A 19,577-nucleotide genomic window follows, 5' to 3' on the forward strand; every position below is an offset into this window, starting at 1 on the left:
GAAATCCTGCTGCTTTTTATTCTAATTATTGTGGTTTAGCAAAGCTGTAGATGATATTTGGTATTCCATCCTCCATGACCTCGATTCGAATAACAAACCGGTGTAAGAGTTCAGGTGTTAACTCTTCGAATTTTAAGAAATGGAGTAGCTCTTGCTTTAACTCTTCAATATTAACGACAGTTTGTTCATTTTCTAACTCTGATAGTAACTCGTTTTTCTTTTCGACTAATTTATTTTTCTCAATATTATTAAACTCAACACTTTCACGATAATCCTCATGTGAAATGATTTCCTCGGCTAACATATTGATGTACTTTCGCTTTCTGCCTTTTATGATATCGAGTTGCTTATCAATCTTTACAAGTTGTTTCTCCATGTTTTGCTTTGCTTTTTTGGATTGAGCTTCAACTTTCTTCATATATGGTTCTTTGTCGATTTGCTTTACTATTGCTTGAATATCAGAAAGAATTGTAACCTTAAGTGATTCCTCACTGATAAGATGGCTACTGCAAGCCTTTTTGCCATGACGTGCATAATTCCCACAAATGTATCCTTTTCGGTTACTTCGATACCACAACCCTTTTCCACAATCAGCGCAGAAAAGAACGTTTGTAAAAAGGTGTTTCTTAGGTGCCGTAATATACTTAGTTCTAATCTTTATTTGCTTTTGAACGGCATCGAACATCTCACGGGGGATTATTGCTTCATGTGTATCCTTAACAATTATTTGATCTTCGTGGGCAATTTTTTTTCTTTTCTTACTAGTAACACTAACTGTTGTTGTTCGACCTTGTACTAAATCACCGCAGTAATGCTGGTTTGTTAGAATTACTTTAATGGTTGAGTCGTTCCACTTGTCTCCAGCATTCTTCTTCCCTGCTATTTCAGCAGGTGTTGGAATACCTTCATTGTACAACCTTCTAGCAATGCTTTCCCTACCACTTCCTGCTAAATATTCTTCAAAAATTCTTCTAACTATATCAGGTGTATTGTCATCTCTAATGTGCAACTTCCCATCAATAGCATCATATCCATATGGGGGATTAGAACCTTTGAAAAGTCCTTTATTTGCTCTCGTTCTTAATGTCTCTTTCACACGATTGCTAGTGTTTTGGGACTCTTGTTCATACATCCATGCATATAAGCCAAACATGTTAGTGTTACCTGTTAAGGTATTGATCGCATTGTCTAATGTGATAATGTGAATCCCTTGATTTTCGCAAAGGTTTTTTATTTTATAGGATAATTCACCATTACGAGCCAAGCGAGAAAGTTCTTTTGCTAAGATGATATCAAATTTTTTCTCTTGAGCATCCTGAATCAGTTTTTGTAAATTCTTTCTCTTTGCAGTAGTTCCAGTTTGGACATCTACATAAATTTCAAAGATATCCCATCCTTGCTCTTGAACGTATCTGTAAAACAATTCTTTCTGGTACTTTAGGGAAGCTTTTTGTTCTTCTTTATCTGTCGAAACTCGAATATATATTGCACATCTCATTCTTCTAACCATTCCTTCTGTAGAATATAGAGATGTAGCAGTGTTTACCTGTCTTTCATTATTAGCAATTTCTTCAATTTTATAATCAATCTTTTCTTTGCCAATTACATTATTGTAGCTTTTTGTAAGGCTTACACTCTCATAAATGTCATTTTTATTATGCATAATCTATTCCCTACGGCCAAGTTCAATTAGTTTAATGTTGTTTTGCTTCAACAAGCTAATAAAATCTATTAGCTGTTCTCCTTTACGACTAACTCTGGAGAGTGAGTCTACAATAACAGTGTCAATCGCTCTTTCCTCTATTAATAGAAAGAGCTTTTGCATACCAGTACGTTTGTTAAGTGGTAACATTCCAGATGTTTTTGCATCTACAATAATATTAAGCGAGTGGGCAAGGTGTTCAGCATACTTCTCTGCTGCAACTTTTTGTGAATTTAGAGATTCTTCATGATTTGCACAAATATAGAACACAGATTGATTATTTTTACCCTGTGTATGTTTCATAATTATTCAAACTCCCTTGTTACATATTTAGTTGCAGCATCAGTTGGCTTGCTATTAGCAGAATTAATTAGTTCCTCAATCTTTCCGTTAATAAATGGATCTAATATATCTGTAAATGATATTTTGTTTTTAGAATAAACTCTGTTTGCTTTCATGTTTTTCCCCCTTAAGTTCATCAATAGGTTTTGTGTTTAATAGATTGTTATTTGTTATATCATTATTTGGTGTAATGCCTCCTTTTAGACCAATAGAAAAACCCCGCAGAAGTAAAAGAAGGCACACTGCTCCCAAGGGAATAAGATAGTTTTTGATCTATCTTATTGCTCTTGAGATTGCAGGTCCTTCCTCCAATCTACGGGGTTTCCCCAATGATTCTATTATTATTTGATTTTTAAGTTTGATAGGGAAATTGATAAGAATTCTTCTAGACTACTAAGCAAATCAATTTATGACACTTAGTTTAATTATATATTTTTAGTATGTCAAGCATTTTTTAAAGAACGTTTCATGAACTAGATAAGTTTCCTATAGTGAGTTTGAAGATGATTTACTAGAAATAAAATAAGAGATTTAATTTAAAAAAGTTAACATTATGATTGACAGCGGCCTTAAAAGTTTATTAACATAGGTGCTAATAACAAAAATATAAGGGAATAAACCCGCAGATAGATGACGGAAGCACCGTATCTAATGAGTTAAGCACGCCTTTTGGTGTGGTTAAATCTTGATACACGTGCGTCCGTTTTTCTTGTTTGCGGGTTTTTCATATTTCCTAATTTGTAGGAGGGGACATGATGCATCAAAGGACTTTCAATGAAGGTGATAGGCTCTTTCAATCTAAGAGTTTGCAATTAAATAGAGTGGAAGACAAGAAGCACACAGCAAGACAGTACAGTAAAAAACACCTTTTCTTTCTTAAGCTTCAATATCATCAAGTTAGGAACATGAACTAATATAACTCTTACTTACTAAGGGGATGAGAGGATAAGATGTCGCAAATAGAGAAAATGAATGGCAAGGTTAGTGGTAAAAAGTTAAAGGTATTAGCTGTAAATTATAATATCTCAACCGAAATCTTAAAGATGTACGACTTGATTATTAGGGGGAATAAGATGTGAATGAGATCATAAAAGAGTATAAGATTCCAGGGCATAAAACATTTACTGTAATTGTCCCAAGGTCCGGGAGCAGAAAGCAAAAAGCAACCAATGCACTGCAGCTAGAACTTAACTTTAAATCTGATCTTTAGAGAATAAGGGAATAAATTGCTAAACTCCAGTCGATAATGGAAAAAAATCGATTGGAGGTAAATGTGATGCAGAGGAAAATTGTAAGTGTAAGCTACTGTCATGATAAACAGAAGGAATCTTCAATCTGGTTATACAGGATAATTGAAAGAATCTTACTAGATCAGCTATTAAACGCTGATCCTTGTATAACTAGTATCCTTCTGTCTGAATCTCTTACAGAATTTGAAGAAGAAAATACTAATGTGGAGGACTTTTATGACGATGTTTCTAACTAAGGACTTTCTTGCGGAATATCTCCGTGTTTCTACTGGTAATCAAGACTTACAAATGCAAATAGATGCAAATAAGGAATATCTTAAAAAGTATGAAGTAGAACAAGTGATGCAATTTAAGGATTATGATGTTTCTGCTACAAAACTTAAGATGAATGAAAGGCCAGCACTTAGAAGGTTACTGAAGTTAATCCAGGGAGGAAAGTTGAAAAAGATATTTGTTTACGACCGAGATCGATTTGCTCGTGACGTTTATGAATATGTTTATATTGTGAAGTTGTGCTACAAATATGATGTTGAGTTGATTTTCACAGCTGATGGAGCGGCACCATTCTCCAAAGATATTGTACAGGAAACTTGGTATGGATTATTTGCTCAGATGGAGGGACAAAAGATAAATACGAGACTTCATGATGTAAGAAGTCGCTATCCCCAAAGTCTAATAGGATATAAAAAAGTACTAGACAAAAAGTCTAGTACATATAAGGCTGATAAAGATGTATCGAAGCATATAAGTGAACTTTTCAAAGAAGTTTCTAAGACAAGTTCATTAGAAGCATTGATAGATATAGTTGTACGCTATTGTAAGATTCTAAACAGGGATGCAAAGCGAATAGTTGGTATTTTAAATACAGCTTTTTTTTCTGCGCATGGAAGGACGAGAGATGGCGACTATTTTGAGTTAGCGCATGTGGATGCAATCATCTCGCTTTCTTTGTTTCAAGAAGTGCAAGTGGTGTTAAAAAGATATGGACAAGCTTATGAGGATGTTGTCAGAAATACTTTGAGAGAGTCCTTTATTATTCCTACGTGTGGCAAGTGTGGTGAGCAAATGATATTTAAAAAGGGGCGACTTGGAAACTTTGGTGAATACATTTGCAAACACCATAAAAAGATTCGGATAAGTAGTGAAGATGTTGACATAACCCTTAGAAAAACAGTGCAAAGTATAATAAAAAAGATGAATGTTAAAAAGTTAGAGAACGTATGCCGAAAAAACATTACTAAACAAGAGAAAGTGTTAAAGGGAGAGCACATTTTTCTATCTGAGAAGGTTGAAGAATTGTGTGTTAACGTGTGTGCGAACCTTACTCCTTATACGGACCCTATTTTAATAAACAAACCTGTGAAACAGATTGTAAAGAAGAAAGAGGAATTATTCTTAGTGGAGCACAAGTTGAACAAGTTAAAAGTGCTGACAGACGAAGTTAAAAGAATTGCTAGATATGTAAAGTATTCACTTCAAAATAGTTTGTCTTTAGAAGAACTAAGCGAGTTGGTCGATCTTATGGTAGCAGGCATGGAGATAAATGTGGATTACGTCCAAGTAACCTTATACTTTGAGGATTTCTTTGAATCTAAGGAGGTGAATTTCACATGACAATTAAAACTGACCCTGCCTTAGCTACAGTTAGAACATCTGATATTAAACAAGAGGATAATTTGTCATTCGAAACGCAAAAACAGGAAATTATTCTAAGGGCACAACAAGAAGGGTATCACATTGTAGAGTTTATTGAAGAGCCATCACAAAGTGCATACAAGAAAAGGACTTTACAAAGAAAAGGTATGCAAAAATTGTTATCGAAAGCGTTGGATAATAGCTTAAACATTAAAGCAATTTTCTTTTATGATGAGTCAAGGGTCTCTCGACAGTTCGAAGACTTCAAGCTAGAAATCTATAATACCATTATCGATGCAAAACCATACTTCAAATTTTTTTCAACTAGTTCACCTGGAGAATGGAATCCGAGTGATATTGCATCAATAATAAACTTTGTTAATGCATCACAAGAGTCTGTTAAGAAATCCCAAAGGGCAAAATCAGCTCAAATCACTAAATTGAATAGAGAGGAAAGACCAGGAGCAGATGCACCTTTTGGCTATAATCTTGACGGTACAGGTAACTTAGTTGTTGTAAATGAACACGCAAGAATTGTTATCTTGATCTTCTTCCTAACTTCATGGGGGCATAGTCAGAACAAAATCTCTGAACTCTTAAACGAACATAAGATACTTTCACCTCGTGGGAAAAAGTGGACCGGTAAAACAATTGAATACATTCTGAATAATGACTCTTACTTAGGGCATCTGCCTTGGAATATCAATGAAAGTAGGAATAGCAGCCGGAAAAAGCAACGCGGTGAATATGATTTAATTCTTAATAAACATAAACCGATTGTCAATCCGTTACTATGGCACCTAGCTCATCAAACGATAGAAATCCATAAAAAGAACGGCGGAAATAACGACACGCCTTTTGTATTTCGGAACTTACTTTATTGCTCAAACTGCCAAACGCAACTGCATACGAAAGATTATTCTACAAAGTTGAAAGAATATCGTTACTACATCTGTAAAGGATGTAGTTGCAAGGTTACTGTCCAGGAAGTTCATGAGGAATTATTTAAACAACTTGGACAGAGCATTTCCATGAAAGCTAACAGTATTAAAGACCAGGTTCAAAAAACATTCAAAAAGCGAGAAGAGCTAATTTTAAATCATTTACAGCACCTTAAGGCAAAGCTTACTAATTCAAACTTTAACTTAGAGAAACTTCAACAAAGCCCAGACTTAGTAAAAAATCCAGAGTGGGACTTTATTATCTCCACTGCCATATCGAGATTGAAAAGAGATATTCACAACACCAACCGCTTTGCAGAACTAGTAAAGCTACTAATAGAAGATAAGAGCTTAGAGGCTACCTTTTCTAGATTGGCACGGATAAACCAATCAAACTTGTGTGATGCAGAACTAAGAACTCTAGCATTGGTATACTTTAAAGAAGTGAAGATTGACTTTGAAGAAAAGAAATTTAAGTTCGTTAAGTATAAATTATCTCCTTTTGCTGGTCTAGAAGAGTATCTCGACCAGATCGGATAAGACTATGTTGACTTGGCTAACGTAAAGTTAGTCAGGTTCTTTTTTTAACTATAGAACGGCTTCGTACATTACCGAAGTGAACAATTATGTAATTCGTATGTTACCGAAAATTAAAATATATCCCTAATAACGAATTACATTGAAATCGTGAAAAGCCTAGTAAACAAGCTTGTTCAGGGTAATTTATTCGGTAACGTTAGAAAATAAGGATACTATTTTTCGAATGATACCGAATGCCTTATTTACTGTATTCCCAGATTACCGAAAAAATATAACATCATAAATGAAAAATTATCCCTAATAGGGTAGGCTGCCGATGTGTAAAAACAAACATGTAAAACAAACCGAACTAAGTACCCATATTTGTCTTCGGAGGTTCACACCCTGGTAATTGGATGAAACCTTTAGAAGCTTATAATAAGGGATTAGGAGACCATATTATTGTAACGGGTGGAGGTAGTTTGTCGAATATGCGGCATCCTGAATGGAATAATAGCGGAATGTCAGAAGCTGAAGTAATAGTTAAAAACTTAGTTGAAAATGGCGTTCCTAGAGATGTTATTAGCTATGAAACTTCATCTATGTTCTCAATTGCTAATGTAATTGAAGCTAAGAAAATATTTGATTTTACAACAATAGACAGCTTGTTATTTGTTTGTAAAAGTATTGCCACAGGAAGGCAGTACCGTACTTTAACAAAACATCTACCATCTAATATTGAAATTAGAGCTTCTTTTATTGAACTATAGGTGCAGAGAGTTGAAGAAGGAAATTACGTTATTTAACCCATAATTATTGTTAAGCATGATACGATTAGGTAAATGACTTTTAGGAGGTTGAGATGAGAAAGTTACTAATTGGTATTGCGATAATTACAATCTCTTTTTGCGTATTTCTAATCTTTAATCACAAACAACTCCCCACTAAAGAAGATGTGTTTAAAATTTCAGGTGATTGGTCTCCAAAAACTGAGGAAGTTTATTTGGTTAGGAAAATAGACGAGGAGTGGTTAACCATTTTTAGGAGTAGTAACGCCACTATTGTCAGTCGTTTAGAACAAAACTGGATGGGGTTTTGGGAGTTTAAGGATGACTTAGGAAGAGGAACCTCATTAGTATCTACTTATTATCCTCCTGAAACAGACATAGACTTCACATGGAATGCTGAAGGTAGAGACAATATCCCAATATCATACTACTTTGGTCAAATTAACAATCCTAAAATACAAGAAATCAAGGTTGAAATAGAAAAAGACATCTTTGAAAATGCGATAATAATTGATATAGGAGAGACTCGTTTCTTCTTTTTAAAATCAGAAGCACCAACGTTATTACCTATTAACATTAAAGGGAATTCTGAATCTGGCGATTTAATATACTCAACACTAAAAGATTGAATGTTGAATTAACGGGGTGCTTATGTGGAATAAGATGATAAATACTAGTTATTGATCCTAGCGCTTAATTGTAGTCATGATTTAGTTTAAAAATCGTTATATTCCGTTCTGTTTTTCTAAAAGAGGGGACCTTGTTTAAAAGAGAAGATGAAATTCACGAGATATAACTATTCGTTTAATATAAATTAACGCTTTACTAAAAACGGTTATAAAATGTCCAAACCCCTGGTATATATGAGTTTGGGCATTTTTTTAATTATACCCTTGTTTGCATTAGGAAGGATTAACGCTTTTTTTATAGAACTAAACACAAAAGGAATGAGATTTTCTGTTAAATAAGATTAGACGTATTAATGTTCAATAAAAAAGTTATGTAGAAATCAAGGTTATGCACATTAGTATAAAAGTCCGAAGAATAATACACAAACAAGTAGTAATTTATGGAGGAGAAAACAATGAATAATTTCGAAGTTACTTTTGATGATTATAAAGGGTGGTTTGAAAAGTATAAAAAAAATAACGATGTAAGAGAAATAAATTTTCAGAACGAAGTAGTTAAAAAATTTATAAGTGCCATTTGTGCCGACCTTGATGTTGAAAATAGTGAAAAAAAAGGACCAGACACGGCTAAACATGATTATTTGCAATATTGTGGAACATACATCGATAAGACGGGAAAGGAAAAGGCTTTTACACCTGATTTGGTAATAGCTAAAAATTGGAACTGGATGAATAAGGAATATGAAGTTGAATATCGTGCCATTGTAGAGGTTAAATCACCGTATCAGCAACCTATTTATAATAAGAATTATGAAAAATATGGGGAAAACTTAAAAAATGAACTAAGGCGTCATTTGTCTGCCAAGAATAATGATAAAGTAATTTTAACAGATGCGATGAAATGGGAATTCTATAAAAAAAATGAAGAAGATAACGAATTAGTGCCAATACGAACAATCAGATTATATGATTTATCTGGTGGAGGGGGAAAATGGGAATGGAAAAAAGGCGAACAAGGCATTGTGGAAAATGATGTTATTAAAGGATTTGGAGATAACCTTCCATATACGAAGCCGATAGAAGAGTTTGTGGAACTCAAGAACTTTTTAAAAGAATTTCTTAATAATGAAGAATAGCAAATTTCAATTTATCTGACTGAATAAAATGAGCATAATGTATGATTAATTTAAACTTTAAAAGCAAGTTTGTGAAACAATGCACTTAAACTATAAGGTGCGTTAGTTTAATGAAGAAACAGAAATAGAAAAAGGTTTAGAGAAACTTCATCTCTAAGCCTTTTTAACTGTGAATATATAGTGTAAATTGTGGTGTGGAAGTCCTGGTGAGTATTGTCTTTTGAGATTTAACCTGTAATGTGTAGCTTGGCACCTCATAAGTAAACCCCGCTTAATTTTAGAACTGAAAGTTTTACTCATTTTATTTATATTCCATGTACTACACAGTCACCAAAAAGTTCAGCTTGACGTTCATCACTTAACCTACATTGAATTGGAATTCCTATTACTAATTGCCATCTTGGGCGTGACATTGCTACATACAACAAACGCTTTTTCTCATCGGGCATTTCGCTAGGTCTAATAAAGTCACTGATAGATAAATTCTGTCCTGAGCTATTCTTGCTGAGTGTAATTAGGATTGAATCGTAGGTTTCCCCTTTTACGCTATGTATGGTACTAACATTTATTGAATTATAATTTCTTTCGAATAGATCATTAACCAACTTTGAATGCTTAGGTCTGTGGATACCAGCTTTTAAAGTAAAAGCTGGAGACGAATCTAAATCAAAAATACTTTTACAGACTTCCTTTAATTCATCAGTCCACTCAATTAAAGTTTTATTATAGTCAGGTATATTTTTCAATAAAATCAATAATTTAGCTGTAAAATAGTAATCGTTTTTATTTTTTTCTATAAAATTTTTCTTTAGCTTGGGGTCGGTAAAGCTTGAGTCAATTAGTAATGGGATGCAATAAAATAACCTTTTTATTGCATTCTTTAGATTTCCAGATTGTAAATCTTCCTTAGCATATATAAATTGTATCGGGGAGAAAGGTGATTCTTTCCACAAATCATCAAAGGAGTTTATGCCGCTCAACTCTCTAAATAGAGAAGAACCTCTTACCAAAATATTTTTGTTACTATGATCTGCCGATACTTCCTCATACTTATTAATTAGTTGGTCATAAGTATTAAAGTAAATAACATGAAGTGGAGTTTCATTATTATTTCTAAGCTCTTGCCCGACTAAATTATTATGTTCTTGAACACGAAATAAACTATATGCCTTAACTATAGGTTCTAGAGATCTTTTACAACTGGAAAATTCTATTGAAGTCCATTCTTCAGAAGAGAATTTATCCAAAAAAAGGTCAGGTCTAGCGTCTCTCCATTCATAAAGAGATTGATAGGGATCCCCAATTAACTCAATGTTTTCAAGTCCATTCTCCACTAATTGGTCTATTATTAAATGTTGTATTTCTGAAGTGTCTTGAGCTTCATCTATGATAATATAATTAAACCTCTTGGCTAAAAAAGTTGAGATACTAGGGTTATTTAATAATATTTGATACGCTGCATATAGTGAATCAGAGTTTTTTAATATACCCTTTGAAAACTGGAAGTTCTTGAGTGTTCTACAATATTTAATGAAAATTTCATTCTCTTTCTCATTTAAACTTACTGATTTACCGTTGACTAAAAAAGTTCCATCTACACTTATATCAATTTTAGAAGGGGGGTACATATACTGAATTGGTCTTTTGTTAATTTTAAACTTCTGTAGTGGTAATGAATCAAGTATAGCTTCATCATCTAATATCATTGGTCTCCCCTGACAATTGTACTTAGTTTTAAAATGAGGTAATGTAATATACCTATTTATAAAACTATCAATAGTAGATACAAGATGGGGATAATTAAGAGGTGCATTATTGAATTCAAGAAATTTATCATTAATCTCATCCTTGGCAACATTTGTGAAAGATAAACAAGCTATACCAGAATATTTATCATCCCAGTCTCTAGCTAGGTTCATCAATTTGAAACCTACAGAAGTAGTTTTACCACTACCCGGACAAGCATTAACTATAATTTTTCCTCTTCTAGATATGTATTGTTTCCTCTCTTCATTCATATCAAAATTCATTATTAATCACCTACCTTAAATGATTGAAAGATTCACGGATGTAACCAGGTGTATTAAAGTGATATCTCTCATCATTTTTGTTTTGTAATATAAAGTAAGAAAAATCCTGAGCAAAATCAGCCTTTCTGGGAAGTGCTTTCCATATTAGAATTGCTATATTGGTTTTATCATTATCAGTTAAAGTATCAGGGCACTGATCAACATAAGCACGAATCTGAGTCAATTTGTTGTTCCCGTTTGATTCTAAGTATAAATACAATAGATTGGAAAAAATGTCTTCTTTGTTGTCGGGAATATTTGATAATGCTATCTCAAATTCAAATGTTTTATATGCTGTAAAGATTTCGATGTTTTCTTGTCTATTTTTAAATACATTTAGATTATTAATTCGTGAGCTTATTTGAGAAAGAGTTATATTTTCTCGTAACTCGTTCAGCTTACTATAGTTATCTGGTACCAAATTATCAAATGAATATTCTGCTTTTTTAGAGTCAGTAAAACGATCATCATCAGTCACTACTGCCACTCTTTTTAATATCTTCTTATTTTCATCTGTTGAATTAAATAAAAGTAGAAATGGATAGAAAGAAGTTCCGGTTTGAACTAATTCAATATCTTTCTCCTCAAATTTAAAACCTTCAATTTCAGCAAAAATTGATAATAATAATTCTTCTGAAATTCCTTCAACTAAAATTAATGACTTGGCGTACAGCATTTGAGATTTTGTTACATCCAAATACCTCTCTAACATTTTTTTTCTGCTTAAAAAGTCATCATTAGTCAAAATTCTATTATTCTGGACTAAATTTTCATTTGCTCTTTCCATAAATAAATTTCCTACACATTTAAAAGAATCTTTATCAACTAAAAATAAGTTATCTAAATCAGTCTTAGAAGTTAAAGTAGGAGAGTGGGATGTAACAAACAGTTGACAATTATCATTACAAACTTGGTTTTTTAAAAAATTATATAAATTTAGTTGCAATTGTGGATGTAAATGTGCTTCTGGTTCTTCAATTAGCAGAGCATGATGTATTGTTTCATCCTTATTGACTCGATCGTTCATATCACTTAAAACTGTTGCAATGTATATTAAATTATTGTATCCAAGGCTATTTTGGAATAAGCTTAAACCCGTATTACTCTCCAAAGGATTTGAAAAAGGAAGAAAAGGTTTGATTGCATTAACGATTGCTTCAATTTTTGATTGTTCAATATGTAGACCGATCTTTGGGATAGATGAATACATTTCATTTAGATTGCCATTAATATTTTCTTTTGTAGAACTTACTTCCCTTCTTCCTAATAACTCACTATTTGCATGGGTCATGATATCTTTGAATTCTTGTTCTGAGTTATTAGTTTCGATACTTCTTTTGATTACTTTCGCAAGAAGATTCTTTTGAGGAGAAAGTAAGTCACTTGTACTGTCCCTTAAAGCTCCTAAGAAATAATGTTGGAAAATTTCAAATGTACCTGGATTAGCTCTTTGTCCTGGGTTTCCTCCAGTAAAGTAAATAAATTTAGGGTGTTTATCCTGTCTTCTCTCATAACTTATTGTTATTGTTGCATAATCTTCTATGGAGTCAAAAATTATATACTCATATAAGGCTCCTTTTTGAACTTCAGTTAATCCTCTGAATTCATAAGTTATTGAAATAGTATCTTCCGATTCACCGGTTTCACTGTTAGTGAAAAAATCTTCGTTTTTAATATAGATTTGCTTATATGGTTCCCCTAAGTTGTATAGCAATCGAATTGCATCGATAATTGTTGATTTATGAGCACCATTTTCACCAATTATAATATTGATGTCATTTTTAAACGATAGACTCATTGATGATATGCCTCGAAAATTCTCTATAGTCATAATTGATAAATACATAGTATCACCTACTAAAATGGATTTATTTAAAATAATCTTTATTGCTGTTAATACTCTTCAGGCTGATATACCAAGCAGTCATACTTCTGTTTTAATAGTTATAATTATATTGTAAGTGATTATGGGGATTTTTGGTAGTTGGGTATGGGAAACTAATTCATTTGTGTGAACTCTGGATAATTACTTGAAGAAGAACCTAGGTAATTCTTAAGAGAAGAAGGTAATCGAAAATGCAGTTAAAGGCAGGATACTTTCTATATAAACTCTAATACTTATACATAATTTTAAAGTTGTGCTTATTCAACAAACGGGCCAGATTGTGGGTGCGAAATGTTCCTGACTCAAATGAAATGTGGACACACAATTTCGGTAAAGGTCAGGCAGTTTTAAAGTTCTAAAACTGAAGGGTTATGTCGAGGAGTCTAATGAGGAGGTAACGCTCCAAAAGGCTCCCCCTGCGTCGAATAGCATGCTGTTTAGTAAGAAGAAGTGTGTTATAAGCTCGGCTAATAGGCGTGAGAATTTACCGTAACAGTAAGGCTGACGAAAGCCTACCCGATGGGGTGGTGTAAATCATGGTGCTTGGGTTGAACAGATATGGTGAGAATGCGACGAAATAAAATATGAAAGTATATTGCTGACGAACTTCTGAATGTACGGGTCTAGACTGGCATTATATAGAAATGTATTTACTACTAAATGTAGGGTTAGCTTTGGATGAGTAAGAATCAACAATATAAAAATCCATCTTGTGTTACAGGCACATGCGATGCTAACAGGCTCATAGGAAGCACCTAAGTTTGTTCCATAATAGACATAATTCAACGTTGTAAGCTGATAACGTGGAGAGCTTACTCTCTATGAAGCGTTGAAAAGGAAACTAGTCGTGAGATTAGCGACTATATAACTTTTCTTTATATCAGTGAAAGTAGTGGCACAGTACCATTGAAGCGTGTAATGAACGTGGAGGGATAGCCACCAGACTAATAAAAGATTCATTCAGCCATGCAAGGCAGTTCTTCAACGATTAATAAGGTTCTTGTAAGACTAATAGAGGTTCAGCTCCTAAAGGAGTCACCAACTTGTTAAAACGAAAGAAACTGAGACACAATGAGTATTATGATATGCAGTATTATTTTGATTCTTTATATGCTCAAAGTGCTAATGGTCAGAATTTTTATGGATTACTAGACTTAATGCAATCCGATGAAAATATACGGTTAGCTTATCGAAATATTAAACGAAACACTGGCAGTAAAACTGCTGGAGATGACGGATTAACGATTGAAGATATAAACCGATTATCTGTATCTGAGGTTGTATCGACGATACAAAGAATGTTTGAATACTATACACCCCAAGCCGTCCGGAGAGTATTCATTCCTAAGGCAAATGGAAAAACTCGACCTCTAGGGATTCCGACTATCTGGGATAGATTGTTCCAACAGTGTATCTTGCAAGTACTTGAGCCGATTTGTGAAGCGAAATTCTATAAACATAGTTATGGTTTTAGGCCAAACCGCAATACACATCATGCGAAAGCTAGGTTTGAAACGCTCATTAATCGCGCATGCCTATATCACTGTGTTGACGTTGATATAAAAGGATTTTTTGACAATGTAAATCATGCCAAATTAATAAAACAGATGTGGTCTTTAGGCATTCGAGACAAGGCATTGCTTTCCATTATTTCACGTCTTTTAAAGGCTGAAATTATTGGGGAAGGTTTCCCAAAGAAAGGTACACCCCAAGGGGGGATCTTATCACCACTTTTATCTAATATCGTATTAAATGAACTAGACTGGTGGGTTAGTAATCAATGGGAAAGCTTTGAAACACATAAGTTATATAAATCAAATCTTGGCAGATATAATGCGTTGAAACAATCTAATTTAAAACATTGTTACATCGTGAGATATGCAGATGACTTTAAAATTCTTTGTCGCACTCGTTCACAAGCAATTAAAATGTATTATGCAGTGAATGATTTTCTTCATACAAGGCTTCGCCTTGAAATTAGCGAACAAAAATCAAAGGTGGTCAACCTAAAGAAAAACTCATCAGAGTTTTTAGGTTTTCGTTTTAAAGCCCATATAAAAAAGACGAAGAAAAGAACTCTTTATGTCGCTCGCTCACACATGACAAAGAATGCGCTCAAAAATGCACAGATAAAAATAAAACAAACAATCAAAGAGATTCAGAAACACCAATCGGTTGAGAATGTTTGGCGCTTTAATACAGTTATAATGGGAATCCAAAATTATTATTCAGCAGCTTCACACATCACTGATGATTTAACTGAGCTGAACTATCGTCTTCATAAAGCGTTATATAATCGTTTAAAAGAATCGAGAAAAGAAGCTACGTTTCAGGACTTTCCAAAATCCTTACAAAAACGGTACAAGGGATATGAGTGTAAGCTCTTCAAAATAAAAGAAATGGTACTTATTCCAATTCATGCCCAACGTTGTAAGATAAATCTGAACTTCTCTCAAAATATTTGTAACTACACTACCGTAGGTAGGGACAAAATACATCAAAACTTGCGAGCAATCAATAAACAAACGCTTACTCGTGTGATGAAACAGTTCATACCGAGCCGTTCCATCGAATACAACGATAACCGGATTAGTAGATTTATTGCACAATATGGAAAATGTGCTGTTACAGGGGTTGAATTGGGACTGGAGGAATGGCATTGTCACCATAAGACACCGTACCATCTCACCAAAGATGATTCATACGGAAACTTAATGATATTGCATAAATCTGTCCATCTTCTTATACATTTGAGAGATTTAGAGAAAATAAAAGTGCTTTTAAACTCACTCAAGTTAAATGAAAAGCAACTTACAGAAGTCAATAAATTGCGTAAGCAATGTCTGAACGAAGCTATCTGATTTTCCTTTGCATAATCATAAAAATCTTGAATGAATTGGATTAGTTGGAACGCCGTATGCTGGGAAACTCGCCTGTACGGTGTGAAGTGGGGGAAAAGCTGGAGATAACGTCAAAAGCTTACCTATCACTATAATACCATTCTGAAATTCTTAACTGTACTTTGTAAATTAATCTATAGATATAACTTTATTGTTATTCAACATTTTAATTGCTTGTTTCAAACAGGTTAATAAATGTCTGAAAAACTTTAAGAATGGATTTCTCTTTTCTATAGAGTAATTGACTGTAAAAATTTAGATTCTTATCATGTAAAGGAATCGCTTTTATCGACCGATTATTTACGTTTTTTTCTACTGAAAAAAGTGGTAAAAAACTAATCCCCCACTTATTTTCCACGGCTTTCTTAATTGTTTCCACGCTACTAAGCTCCATTGATATGTTGTGAGAAATGTTTTCCATCTTAAATCTTTCAAGCAAAAAAGCACGATACGTACACCCTTCATCGGTTAAGATGAAAGTTTCATTTTCTAAATCATTTATTGCAACTTCAGTTTTACTTGCAAAGACATGATCATGAGGCACAACAATCATCATATCCTGTTTTTTTATGTTAAGGCTTTCTATTCCAGTAACTTGACATGGAAAATCCAAGATAAGTCCAAAATCTATCTCTTTTTCTTTAACCATTCTAATAATGTTTTTCTCAGAATCCGGAATAATACGTATATGAATGTTGGGATAGATTCTTTTAAATTTTTCTAGTAGTTCAGGGAGAAAATAGATGGCTAATGTCTCAATTGTTCCTATAGAAAGTGTTTTGATTTCTTGTTCTTTTAGGGCCAGATGCGATTCTTGGTGTAGGGCTAGTATTTTTTTTGCGTAATCAAAAAGAAGTTCACCAGAAGAAGTAGGCTTCATGTATTTTCCTTTTCTTTCTAGTAAAACATTTCCTCCGTACAGTTCCTCAAGCTTTTGGATATGATTTGTAACGCTAGACTGGGCATAATCTAATTCAATAGCAGCACGAGTATAACTTCCGCTATTCACTACTTGAACAAAAGTTTTGAGATATAAAAATTCGATATAAATCAACCCCTTTTTTATCAATAATATTGATACTTATTATCTATAATTATCTAAAACTGTGAAGTTGTAAACAAGATATAATTTAATTAGAAAGAAAATTCAATATTAAAGGAGATCATAATATGACTATAAAACCAAAATTTTCCCTTTCTTTACAAATTGAACCTGCTAGTCCAAGTATTGCTTATCGATATTTCATGAATAAATTGTCTTATGAAACAGATATAGCTGATCTATCAGTAGACATAAAAAAAGGATATGAAGGTATTATTGTAATAGACGTAAGAGATCCTAAATCATATGAAGAGTGTCATATTCCAACAGCCCTATCATTACCGAGTAATAAGATTAGTGAAGAAACCACGCAAAGTTTTTCAAAAGATAAGGTCATTATTACATATTGTTGGGGTCCTGCATGTAATGGAGCTACTCGAGCTGCTGTTAAATTTGCTAATTTAGGTTTTAGAGTAAAAGAATTAATAGGGGGAATTGAATACTGGCGAAAAGAAGGTGGAGATGTTGAAGGAACATTGGGAGATAAAGCTAATATTTATTGGCAAATGAAGTCTTAATCTTAATCGTTTCAGTTAAATCCAAGGGTAATACTCTAATCTATTGCCCGGCAATTTTTGATCAATCTTTCAAATCAACATGAGGAAATTGAAATCAATATATAGCTATCAAAATAATTATTATGTAACTAACAAGTTTGTGTTCAATAAAATAATACTGATTGTTTCTAATTAAGTTCTTCAACAATCGGGCGCTATCCTGGAACAAGGATAAGCGCTCATTTTCCATTTTAGGGCCATATAATGGAACAACACTTAGTAGGTGTTTTGGATATATATGTTAAAATATATTTGAGGGAAAATCTAACTAAAAGATATGAAAAGAAATAAGCAATCCGTAAATACATTTATGATTTTCATAGGCGTAGAATTGAATTCTTTATTATAGATATAACAATTTTTGATAAACAGATGGAATTTAAACTAAGTTAATGTACTAAATAGAAGTGATTGAAACGAGGGGAAAAGAATGAAACTTAATAATCTATACAATTTTAAAAATTCAGTAAAGCACTTTCTTGATTTTGACAGTCTGAAATTTCCAGAAGATATATCTGAAATAGATATAAGTAAGTTGAGCTGGGTTGAGCCCTTTAATTTTAGAGTGAAAAAGCAAGAGGATAAGCATCGTACTCTAAAAATGCCAAATGTTTTAAATTTCATGGCTGCTTATGAGCATTTCAAAGATATACGCTACTTTGATTCTATTCAAGAAATGGATCCTTTACATAAACGATTATCTGCAAGTATAAATACTGGAGATTTTGTATCAGGCGAGTATGATAGGCATTTAGAGGAAGATTTTAATAAATTGTGTGTATATGACCACTTGCTAAAAGTGGATATAAAGGAGTATTACGGAAGAGTATATACGCATTTAATAGACTTTCAAGGACATCAGGAACGGTTCCTTTCAAATATGAATTTTGGAAAAACAAATGGACTAATAATGGGGAATTACTTGTCGTTATTTTTCGCAGAGTCCAACTTAAAAAATATTAGTAATGATATAGAAAATGAAATTAGTGCATTAGATATTGACTGTGAGTTCTCTTATTTTTCGGATGACTTTTACTTCTTTTGCAATAAGACCGATGATGATGAAGTAATAAAGATTTTTGATAAAGTATTAGAAAAATATGAACTTGAAAGAAACGATAATAAAAAGGAAGTTTGGACTTATGAAACTTTTAACAATTATAACTTGGTTGCAAGGTATTGGAAGAAATTAATAGCCCACTGTAATATCAGATTTAATAAGGAAAAGGATGATAACAAGCTCTATTTTATTAATCAGCTTGTTTTTAGACTTTCAAAATTGGATGACGAAAAACTTAAAAAAGTCTTTATTAATAATTTTTTTAAGACAAAATATTTCGGAGAATTGGACTTAGAGAAATATCAGGTTAAGGACTATGATTACCACCAATTATGCTTTCTGCTAAAATTATCTCCTGAGTCACTGTTATATACAGCTGATAGATTTAGTGACATGAGTGATTTTGATAACAATAAGTTACAAAAATTTTTACAAGTTAGATATAAAGAGTCCCTTCAAAAATTATTTAATGAAGAGCAACTCTATTTTTATTATGCAATAAAAATCTTTGGTTTTACGGATATATTTACAGAAACAACAGGTGCTGTAATTGAAACAAATAATCAAATATTGATTTCTTATTACCTAAAAGATGGATTATTTGGTCAAGAAGAACTAAATACATTAAAGGAAAAGGATGACGAGCAATTCTGGTTTAGAAATTATCATCTAATTTTATATACCCCTAATTTAATGGCTAATTTAGAAGAGAGTATTAAAAAATATTTAATCCCTAAAAAAGCGAACAAAGAAATTCAAAAGAACACCTATATGGAGTTCTACAAGGATAATTTACAATCACAAATCCCAATACTCAGAGACATACCTGACGTGCTTGATGAAATTAATGATTACTTAGAATTAAGAATAGAGGAAATCGAAGCAGATTTTGAACCGGATGATATAGATGAGTAATGTAATTAAAGTATTTTGATTTTTAAAATCACAAAAGTGTGGCTTCTCTTTTTAACATCACTATTTTGAACAGTCAATGATAAAAAAATTTGTATTTGGTTGTTTAACTATAGGTGCTGTAGGTTTTAGGTAGCAGATTTTTGGTTT

General features: G+C 32.7%; 16 protein-coding genes and 1 pseudogene. 11 read left to right on the forward strand and 6 right to left on the reverse strand.

The window, feature by feature from the left end; genetic code table 11:
- Nucleotides 1–25: 25 nt before the first annotated feature.
- From B4U37_RS02955 to B4U37_RS21795, 3 genes are read right to left on the reverse strand one after another with little or no spacing between them, the layout of a single operon-like run.
- Nucleotides 26–1,663, reverse strand: coding sequence for a recombinase family protein (locus B4U37_RS02955; RefSeq protein WP_245840042.1), 1,638 nt, complete (start codon nt 1,661–1,663; stop codon nt 26–28).
- 3 nt (nt 1,664–1,666) lie between these two features.
- The gene (locus B4U37_RS02960; RefSeq protein ID WP_088017001.1) at nt 1,667–2,005 is read right to left on the reverse strand and encodes a recombinase family protein; all 339 of its coding nucleotides are present in this window, start codon (nt 2,003–2,005) and stop codon (nt 1,667–1,669) included.
- A gap of 2 nt (nt 2,006–2,007) precedes the next feature.
- Nucleotides 2,008–2,160, reverse strand: a complete 153-nt coding sequence (locus tag B4U37_RS21795; protein WP_157663690.1) for a hypothetical protein — start codon at nt 2,158–2,160, stop codon at nt 2,008–2,010.
- Between the two features lie 636 nt (nt 2,161–2,796).
- Between B4U37_RS21795 and B4U37_RS21800 the strand changes: the two genes are divergently transcribed.
- The 8 genes and pseudogenes from B4U37_RS21800 to B4U37_RS02990 all read left to right on the forward strand — a co-directional run bounded on the left by B4U37_RS21800 (nt 2,797) and on the right by B4U37_RS02990 (nt 8,942).
- Nucleotides 2,797–2,958, forward strand: a complete 162-nt coding sequence (locus B4U37_RS21800) for a hypothetical protein (RefSeq protein WP_157663691.1) — start codon at nt 2,797–2,799, stop codon at nt 2,956–2,958.
- A gap of 161 nt (nt 2,959–3,119) precedes the next feature.
- A complete protein-coding gene (locus B4U37_RS22530) occupies nt 3,120–3,254 on the forward strand; it encodes a hypothetical protein (RefSeq protein WP_281252776.1) in 135 nt (44 codons plus the stop codon).
- Between the two features lie 36 nt (nt 3,255–3,290).
- Nucleotides 3,291–3,530 (forward strand): hypothetical protein, encoded by a 240-nt coding sequence (locus B4U37_RS02965; protein ID WP_157663692.1) that lies wholly within the window; start codon nt 3,291–3,293, stop codon nt 3,528–3,530.
- Nucleotides 3,511–4,908 carry a recombinase family protein gene (locus tag B4U37_RS02970; protein WP_157663693.1) on the forward strand — a complete coding sequence of 466 codons (1,398 nt, stop codon included), beginning with the start codon at nt 3,511–3,513 and terminating at the stop codon, nt 4,906–4,908. Before B4U37_RS02965 ends, B4U37_RS02970 begins: the two co-directional genes overlap by 20 nt.
- Nucleotides 4,905–6,410 (forward strand): recombinase family protein, encoded by a 1,506-nt coding sequence (locus B4U37_RS02975; protein ID WP_088017004.1) that lies wholly within the window; start codon nt 4,905–4,907, stop codon nt 6,408–6,410. Before B4U37_RS02970 ends, B4U37_RS02975 begins: the two co-directional genes overlap by 4 nt.
- Nucleotides 6,411–6,769: 359 nt before the next feature.
- Nucleotides 6,770–7,159 (forward strand): annotated as a pseudogene (locus B4U37_RS02980) (YdcF family protein); the annotation flags it as partial.
- Between the two features lie 92 nt (nt 7,160–7,251).
- Entirely contained in the window at nt 7,252–7,806 is a 555-nt protein-coding gene (locus tag B4U37_RS02985) for a hypothetical protein (protein WP_088017006.1), read from the forward strand.
- A 455-nt stretch (nt 7,807–8,261) separates the two neighbouring features.
- Nucleotides 8,262–8,942 carry a hypothetical protein gene (locus B4U37_RS02990; protein ID WP_088017007.1) on the forward strand — a complete coding sequence of 227 codons (681 nt, stop codon included), beginning with the start codon at nt 8,262–8,264 and terminating at the stop codon, nt 8,940–8,942.
- 305 nt (nt 8,943–9,247) lie between these two features.
- Here the strand turns inward: B4U37_RS02990 and B4U37_RS02995 are convergent, their stop codons facing one another.
- Both B4U37_RS02995 and B4U37_RS03000 read right to left on the reverse strand, forming a co-directional pair.
- Nucleotides 9,248–10,972: a UvrD-helicase domain-containing protein gene (locus B4U37_RS02995; RefSeq protein ID WP_088017008.1), complete on the reverse strand. Its 1,725-nt coding sequence runs from the start codon at nt 10,970–10,972 to the stop codon at nt 9,248–9,250.
- 10 nt (nt 10,973–10,982) lie between these two features.
- A complete protein-coding gene (locus B4U37_RS03000) occupies nt 10,983–12,857 on the reverse strand; it encodes an ATP-dependent nuclease (protein ID WP_088017009.1) in 1,875 nt (624 codons plus the stop codon).
- 1,082 nt (nt 12,858–13,939) lie between these two features.
- Here B4U37_RS03000 and ltrA point away from each other — a divergent pair.
- On the forward strand, nt 13,940–15,757 hold the full coding sequence (gene ltrA / locus B4U37_RS03005; protein WP_088017010.1) for a group II intron reverse transcriptase/maturase: 1,818 nt from the start codon (nt 13,940–13,942) through the stop codon (nt 15,755–15,757).
- A 205-nt stretch (nt 15,758–15,962) separates the two neighbouring features.
- On the opposite strand, the gene B4U37_RS03010 is transcribed toward ltrA, so the two are convergent.
- Nucleotides 15,963–16,850: a LysR family transcriptional regulator gene (locus B4U37_RS03010; RefSeq protein WP_157663694.1), complete on the reverse strand. Its 888-nt coding sequence runs from the start codon at nt 16,848–16,850 to the stop codon at nt 15,963–15,965.
- Nucleotides 16,851–16,966: 116 nt separating this feature from the next.
- Between B4U37_RS03010 and B4U37_RS03015 the strand changes: the two genes are divergently transcribed.
- Together B4U37_RS03015 and B4U37_RS03020 are read left to right on the forward strand one after the other, a co-directional pair.
- Nucleotides 16,967–17,416, forward strand: a complete 450-nt coding sequence (locus B4U37_RS03015; RefSeq protein ID WP_088017012.1) for a rhodanese-like domain-containing protein — start codon at nt 16,967–16,969, stop codon at nt 17,414–17,416.
- 469 nt (nt 17,417–17,885) lie between these two features.
- Nucleotides 17,886–19,430, forward strand: a complete 1,545-nt coding sequence (locus B4U37_RS03020; protein WP_088017013.1) for an RNA-dependent RNA polymerase family protein — start codon at nt 17,886–17,888, stop codon at nt 19,428–19,430.
- The last annotated feature ends 147 nt before the right edge of the window (nt 19,431–19,577 follow it).

The organism is Sutcliffiella horikoshii (assembly GCF_002157855.1).
In the GTDB taxonomy this organism is placed as follows: domain Bacteria; phylum Bacillota; class Bacilli; order Bacillales; family Bacillaceae_I; genus Sutcliffiella_A; species Sutcliffiella_A horikoshii_C.